Raw genomic sequence first — 5,089 nt, 5'->3', positions numbered from 1 at the left:
GACGCCTGCCGCCAGGCGCGCAGCTCCTTCGCCCGCTCGAGCTCGCCCGACACGGCCTCGTCGACCGTCGGGTATTCGCCCGACTCGACCAGCTCCCTGGCGAAGGCGTAGGCGTCCTCGCTGAAGCTGACCGACTGCTTGTGAACGCCCATGGCGGCGGCTCCGTTGACCTGCCCTTCAGCATGGCCCTCCACCCGCCGCGCTTCAAGTCCCGGGTCGGCAGAAGGGTGCGGCGGCTATCCCGCGTAGGGCCGCACGATATCCGCGGCGCCGAGCTTCTGGAAGAGCACCACGCTGCCGAGCGAATGGCGTGGATCGTAGACGAACCCGTGTCCGGCCAGCGTCGCGAAGAGGCGGCGCACGCCGGAGAGGCCGGTGACGTGGTCGTGCAGCTCGAGGAAGACGCGGTCGACGCCGGAGAGGTCGGCGCCGTCGAAGAGGGCGGACTCCGCCCCCTCCACGTCGCAGACGACGAGGTCGATCGCCTCCGCCCGCAGCAGCGAGTCGAGGTTCATGGTCGGCACCTCGACCGTGCCGACGTAAGGGTTGGGCCCGGCCGCGAGCGAGCCCATCCAGAAGTCGCGCCGCAGGTAGAAGGTCGCCGAGGCCTCGGGGCCGTTGCTCAGGACCGCATTGATCCGCCGCACCTTGCGCACCCGGTTGAGGGCATGGAGGCGCGTCATGTAGCCGATGAGGTGCGGGTTGGCCTCGACCGCGACCACCAGCGCCACGCGCGGCTGGCGGGCGAGCAGCGTCGAGATGAAGCCGATGCCGGCGCCGATTTCCAGCACCCGGTCGCCCGGCCGCACGATGCCGGGGATCTGGCGCGATTCCTCGGCCTCGAAGCGGCCGTCGAGGATCGCCGCGCGGATCGCCGGCGTGATGACCGCCGGGTCGGGGGGGATGACGACGCCGGCCGCCTGCAGGGACCCCTCGGGGACGAAGTCGGCGGCGGCCGGGTCGATCATCGGCATGTCCTCGCGCTGTGGCGGGCGCGAGGGTGGCGGCAGAAGGTTGAGAAGTTGTCGACGACGCGCGGGGAAGAGGGCCGGCCCCGCGGCTACTTGGGGCTGCGCTTGGCCAGCATCCGCTGCAGGGTGCGCCGGTGCATGTTGAGCCGCCGCGCGGTCTCCGAGACGTTGCGGTCGCAGAGCTCGTAGACCCGCTGCACGTGCTCCCAGCGGATGCGGTCGGCGGTCATCGGGTGCTCGGGCGGCTCGGCCTTGCCGGCGTTGGTGGCGAGGAGCGCGGCCGTCACGTCGTTGGCGTCGGCCGGCTTGGCGAGATAGTCGGTGGCGCCGATCTTCACCGCCGCCACCGCCGAGGCGATGGCGCCGTAGCCGGTCAGGACCACGATGCGCGCGTCCGGCCGCCGCTCGCGCAGCGCGCCGACCACCTCGAGGCCGTTGCCGTCCTCGAGGCGCAGGTCGACCACGGCATAGGCCGGCGGGCGGCTCTCCACCACCGCCCGGGCGGCGGCGACCGTATCGACCCCGGTCACCTCGAAGCCGCGCTTCTCCATCGCCCGGCCGAGCCGGCGCAGGAAGGGCTCGTCGTCGTCGACGATGAGGAGCGAGCGGTCGGGCCCGAGATCCTCGGGCGAGACCGGCCGCGGCGGGGCGCCCTCGGGATCAGAGCCGGGCGGCATAGCACGCCACCGACCCGGCGACCTGCTCGGGCGTCTGCTCCGAGCGGTAGAAGTCCAGGAAGCCGACCTCCGGCGCCACGAGATAGGTGAACGTTGAATGGTCCATGAGATAATAGTCCGGATCGTCGCCGCTCTTGCGATAATAGACCTTATAGGCCGCGGCCGCCTTGGCAACCTCCTCGGCCGTCCCGGTCAGCCCGAGGATGCCGGGATCGATCGCCGCCACGAAGTCGCGCACCACCTCGGGCGTGTCGCGCGCGGGGTCGATCGAGATGAAGACCTGCCCCACCTGCGTCCCCTTCTCCGCCAGCTCGGCGGCGGCGAGCGCGTTGCGCGAGAGGTCGAACGGGCAGACGTCGGGGCAGAAGCTGTAGCCGAAATAGACCAGCGTCGGCCCGGTGATCGCCTCGGCGTCCGTCACCCGCCGCCCGGCGCCGTCGGTGAGCGCGAACGGCCCGCCGATCGTCGCCGTGCCGCCCGCCACCGACGAGCCGCGGCAGGGCGCGAAGGGATCGGCGTCGGAGGGGCGGAGCGCGAACCAGCCCGCCGCCGCCAGCCCGGCCACGACCACGAGGATCGCGAGGATGGCCGAAAGGCGGGTCATCACGGGGCAAACCTCCGGGGCGGCTTCGGGCGGGCCCTCTTTCGCACGCGGGGGCCGGGGTCGCAACCCGAGGCCCGGCAATTCGCTTTGAGGCCCCCCGCCCGCCTGCTATGCCGCGGGGCATGAGCCAGCCCGACCTGCCGTTCATCGAGAGCGACGCCCGCAGCGGCTGGGTCCGGCTGCGCACGCTCATCCTGCTGCGCTGGCTCGCCCTCGGCGGACAGACGGTGGCGGTGCTCGTCGCCTCGCTCGGCCTCGGGATGCGCATCCCGCACCTGCCGGTGACCCTCGTCATCGGCGCCCTCGCCGTCTTCAACCTCGCCGCCATGGCCGTCGCCGCCCGCAAGCGCCAGCTCAGCGAACGCGAGGCGCTGCTCACGCTCCTCTTCGACCTCGGGCAGCTCGGGGCGCTGCTCTATCTCACCGGCGGGCTCGCCAATCCCTTCGCGCTCCTCATCGTCGCGCCGGTCACCATCGGCGCCTCGGTCCTCTCGCTCCGCGCCGCCGTGACGCTGGCGGTCGCCGCCGGCGCGATCATCTCGCTCCTCGCGGTCGCGAGCGTGCCGATCGAGCTCCCCTCCGGCGAGGCCCTCGCCCTGCCCGAGGCGCTGGCCCTCGGCAGCTGGGCGGCGCTGATGACCGGAACGGCCTTCCTCGCCGTCTACGCCCGCCGGGTCTCGGGCGAGGCCTTCGACATGTCGCAGGCGCTGGCGGCGACCCAGCTCGCCCTCGCCCGCGAGCAGCAGCTCTCCGCCCTCGGCGGCGTGGTGGCCGCGGCGGCGCACGAGCTCGGCACGCCCCTCGCCACCATCAAGATCGCCGCGAGCGAGCTGGTCGACGAGCTGGCCGACCGCCCCAACCTGCAGGAGGACGCGCTGCTCGTGCGCACCCAGGCCGAGCGCTGCAGCCGCATCCTGCACGCGATGGGCCCGCACGGGAACGCCAAGGGGCGCGAGGACGCGATGCTGCTGTTCGCGCCCATCTCGAGCGTGGTCGAGGAGGCCGCCGCCCCGCACGCCGACCGCGGCATCCGCATCATCACCCGCGTCGAGGGCGCCCCGCTCGAGGAGGGCCCCGAGGTGCAGCCCGAGCTCGCCCGCCAGCCGGAGATCATCCAGGGGCTGCGCAACCTGGTGCAGAACGCCGTCGACTTCGCCGCCTCGACGGTCTGGATCGACCTCGAATGGAGCGAGACCGAGCTCCGCGTCGAGATCGGCGACGATGGCCCGGGCTACCCGCCCGAGCTCATCGGCCGCATCGGCGAGCCCTTCCTCGGCCGCCGCGCCCCCGCCCAGGCCGAGCGGCCCGGCTACGAGGGCATGGGCCTCGGCCTCTTCATCGCCAAGACGCTGCTCGAGCGCTCCGGCGCCCGCCTCGTCTTCCGCAACGGCCGGCCGGAGGAATGCGCCGGCCCGGCCGACTTCGCCCGCGCGACCGGGGCCATCGTCACCGTGACCTGGCCGCGCGCCCGCGTCTCCCGTCCGGCCGGCGGCCGACAGGGTTAAGCGTTCCTTAAGCCTCGTCGCCTCAGATGACCGGGCTCTGCTCCCCCTCCGGGTCCGCCTCGCATGGATTTGTCCCGCCTCTTCTCCTCCGCCTGGCCGATCGGCGCCCTGCCCGAGGGCCTGCTCGCCGCCCTCGTCAGCGCCGCCGCGACGCTCGCGCTCGTCGGCCTGCTCGGGCCGCGCCTCGCGCGCGCCGGGCGGCTGCCGGCCGGCTCGGCCGCCGGCGCCTGCGACTTCCTCATCAACGGCGCGAGCCTCAAGGCGCTGACCGAGCCGGCCCGCGCGCTGCTCGGCAGCCTGCCGGCCGGCGGCCCTCGCCTCGCGGTGCTCGCCGAGCACTATGCCCACGACTGCCCGACGCTCAGGACGGACCTCGAGGCGCTCGTCCTCTACGGCGCCGGCTTCCGCCACCACTGCCCGCGCGGCGACGGCACCGCCTACGAGATCATCGGCGAGCCGCGCGGCGGCACCGCCTGGCTCTCGATCCGGGCCGCGACCGAGGAGGCGCGCGCCCTCGCCGACGCCGAAGCGCCTCGCCGCCCGCGCCGGCGGCGAGCTCGACTTCCTGCGCGAGGTGCTCGACCGGGCGCCGGTCATGGCCTGGAACCGGGCGCCCGACGGCCAGGTCGTCTGGGCCAACGCCGGCTACCGCGAGCGCTTCGACCGGCCGGCCGGCGACCTGCCCGACCACCGTATCGCCAACGCCTTCGCCCAGGTGGTGGAGGAGGTGCCGCTCACCCCGCGCGGCCCCGGCAGCCGCCGCCGGGTGGCCGTCGCCGGGCGCGACGAGGGCGAGCCGCACTGGTACGAGCTCTCCGAGACCCCGGGCGCCGGCGGCGAGACGCTCGGCTTCGCGCTCGACGCCGACGACCTCGTCGCCGCCGAGGCCTCGCTGCGGCGCTTCGTCGAGACGCTGACCGAGACCTTCGCCCATCTCCCGATCGGCCTCGCCGTCTTCGACAAGAACCGCCGCCTCGGCCTCTTCAACCCCGCGCTGACCGATCTGGTGAAGATCGACGCCGTCTGGCTCGCCGGCCGCCCCAGCTTGCGCGACTTCCTCGAGCGACTGCGCGAGACCCGGCAGATGCCCGAGCAGAAGGACTTCGCCTCCTGGCGGCGCAAGCTCTCCGAGCTCGAGGAGGGCGCCCGCGACGGCACCTACGAGGAGAACTGGCAGCTCCCCTCCGGCAAGATCTTCCGCGTCACCGGCCGCCCGCACCCGCAGGGCGCGCTCGCCTTCCTCTTCGAGGACATCTCCTCGGCCATCATCCTCGAGCGCAAGTACCGCTCCGAGCTCGAGCTTTCCCAGGCCACGCTTGACCGCATGTCCGA

At 73.6% G+C, this 5,089-nt stretch carries 5 protein-coding genes; 2 read left to right on the top strand and 3 right to left on the bottom strand.

Going from position 1 to position 5,089, the window contains the following annotated elements; all coding sequences use genetic code 11:
- Window positions 1-236: 236 nt before the first annotated feature.
- The 3 genes from Q0112_RS03660 to Q0112_RS03650 form a co-directional block, all read right to left on the bottom strand.
- Window positions 237-968, bottom strand: a complete 732-nt coding sequence (locus Q0112_RS03660) for an FkbM family methyltransferase (RefSeq protein WP_297971547.1) — start codon at window positions 966-968, stop codon at window positions 237-239.
- Window positions 969-1,060: 92 nt separating this feature from the next.
- Window positions 1,061-1,648, bottom strand: coding sequence for an ActR/PrrA/RegA family redox response regulator transcription factor (locus tag Q0112_RS03655; RefSeq protein WP_297971544.1), 588 nt, complete (start codon window positions 1,646-1,648; stop codon window positions 1,061-1,063).
- Window positions 1,632-2,252 (bottom strand): SCO family protein, encoded by a 621-nt coding sequence (locus tag Q0112_RS03650; RefSeq protein WP_297971541.1) that lies wholly within the window; start codon window positions 2,250-2,252, stop codon window positions 1,632-1,634. Before Q0112_RS03650 ends, Q0112_RS03655 begins: the two co-directional genes overlap by 17 nt.
- A 122-nt stretch (window positions 2,253-2,374) precedes the next feature.
- Between Q0112_RS03650 and regB the strand changes: the two genes are divergently transcribed.
- On the top strand, window positions 2,375-3,757 hold the full coding sequence (gene regB, locus Q0112_RS03645) for a sensor histidine kinase RegB (RefSeq protein WP_297971538.1): 1,383 nt from the start codon (window positions 2,375-2,377) through the stop codon (window positions 3,755-3,757).
- Window positions 3,758-4,352: 595 nt separating this feature from the next.
- Window positions 4,353-5,089 (top strand): PAS-domain containing protein (locus Q0112_RS03640; RefSeq protein WP_297971535.1); only part of this gene is annotated, 737 nt, incomplete at its 3' end.

The organism is uncultured Amaricoccus sp. (genome assembly GCF_937858865.1).
Classification (GTDB): Bacteria; Pseudomonadota; Alphaproteobacteria; order Rhodobacterales; family Rhodobacteraceae; genus Amaricoccus.
The sequence above is the reverse complement of the archived record's forward strand: the minus strand, read 5'-3'. Positions and strand labels throughout refer to the sequence as shown.

Excerpts from the sequence above, each read along its gene's own strand:
- regB (WP_297971538.1), top strand. The coding sequence starts at position 2,375 with ATGAGCCAGCCCGACCTGCCGTTCATCGAGAGCGACGCCCGCAGCGGC.
- Q0112_RS03650 (WP_297971541.1), bottom strand. The coding sequence starts at position 2,252 with ATGACCCGCCTTTCGGCCATCCTCGCGATCCTCGTGGTCGTGGCCGGG.
- Q0112_RS03655 (WP_297971544.1), bottom strand. The coding sequence starts at position 1,648 with ATGCCGCCCGGCTCTGATCCCGAGGGCGCCCCGCCGCGGCCGGTCTCG.
- Q0112_RS03660 (WP_297971547.1), bottom strand. The coding sequence starts at position 968 with ATGATCGACCCGGCCGCCGCCGACTTCGTCCCCGAGGGGTCCCTGCAG.